This window comes from Limnohabitans sp. 2KL-17, from assembly GCF_003063415.1.
Lineage (GTDB): Bacteria > Pseudomonadota > Gammaproteobacteria > Burkholderiales > Burkholderiaceae_C > Limnohabitans_A.
Genome location: NZ_NESK01000069.1, coordinates 1 through 1,603 on the forward strand (window position 1 = coordinate 1; position 1,603 = coordinate 1,603).

General features: G+C 55.6%; 1 pseudogene. It reads right to left on the minus strand.

The window, feature by feature from the left end:
• Positions 1 to 3 precede the first annotated feature (3 nt).
• Positions 4 to 1,482, minus strand: a pseudogene (locus tag B9Z45_RS16565) (IS5 family transposase).
• Between the last annotated feature and the right edge of the window lie 121 nt (positions 1,483 to 1,603).

The window sequence follows — 1,603 nt, forward strand, 5'->3', positions numbered from 1 at the left end:
TTTTCAGGCCAAGGCCGAGTTTATGGAACCGGATTTGAGTTGGGGTGATATAAAAATCTGCCGCAATTGCAGTGCAATTTGCCCCAATGCGGCCACCTGCAGCAGACGTAAAAAAAGGCCGATGCCTTTCTTTGCGATTATGCGCAGCAGCCAGCGGATGTTGAAGCCCGCAGCGCACAGCACCGCATGCAAACTGTCGCCGTTTGATCCCTTGAGGTGGCACCTGTTCATCCGGTGGTCCGCTTTCAAGTGGCCGATGATGGGTTTGATCGCTTGTCGCCGTTTGAGTGACTTCTTTTCTTCGAGCGTCAGGCTTTTGAATTTGCCGCGGTGCTTGATGTCGATATCCAGGTTGTCTTTGTCAACACCCCGATAGCCCAAGTCGACGTAGGCAGTTTCCGGTCTTATGCCGGTCGCTTGCATCAAGATGGCCGCTTACTCCACTTGCTCGTTCAGCGTGTGGCCGTCATACGGATTGCCGGGAAATGCTCGGGCACCCACGATGAGGGTTCCTTTGAACGTGGTGGCAATGCCCACCTTCACGCCGAATTCGTAAGGGTTACGGCTCTTGCCCTTGGAGATGGATTTGACTTCTGGGGCGTGCCAGCTGTAAAGCTTGGGCTGTTTGTCTTTGGTCTTGTGGCTGCGCGTTTGCGTGATCAGCCGTTCGGCTTTGGCAATGCTTTGGCCCAAGGCTTCTTGCACGGCCTGGCTCAGAGGGCTCATCTTGCGCGTGATCTCCAGGTGCAATCGGCCGACGATGGTGCTTTGGCGTTTGATGACTTTGCGCATGCGCCTGAACTGGCGTGCATGGGCGTAGCGCCCGGCCTTGTAGCCCAGCAGTTGGCCTCCTTTGGCGTAGGTTTGCTTGTGCTCGATGCCTTGGGCCTTGGCCGCCTCAACCAGTTTGATTCGGGCGGTTTCCAGCAGCTTGCTGTCGGTGGGGTGGGCAATGGCTTTCTCTTGCACGGTGGAGTCGACAATGATGCAGCTGAGCTCTTTCTTGGCGATCAGCTTCAAGGTGACCGCCACTTCAATGGTGCGAGCCAACAACTCTTCAACGCCTTCTTCGCCCAGCAGCTTGCGGAACTTGACCAATAAAGTGGGATCGCAAGGCCAGCGGTGCTCAAAGTATTCATTGCCAGAAAAGTACTGCCAAGTGGGTGTCTCGCCCCAGCGCTGGATGACGTCCTCGTCGCTCTCATTGAAAGCGTGCTTGAGGTACAGGAGCGAGACCATCAAGCGGGTGGGCAAACGAGGCCGGCCCGCGTTGGAAACACCAGAACCAGCCAAGGCCTGGGTGGGGCCAAACATATCCATGCCTTCGATTTTCTTGCCCGATCGCACTTGACGGGCAAAGCGGTGAGCCAGGGAGGCTTCGATCTCTTGCCAGGGCATGCGGTTGGCCAAAACGGCCAGCGGGTGGCGCAGGTCAATGAGTTGATCCAAGCGATTGCGAAAGAAGTCTTCAGTCATCGACATACAGGCTCCAGAAACTCCCAGGAAACAGCCTATATTGAATATCTACTTGAGAGATTTGGCTAGTGAGAATTACCCTGAAAGCTAGCATTCATGCGGGTTGCAGGGATTCTTCAGGGGCGAC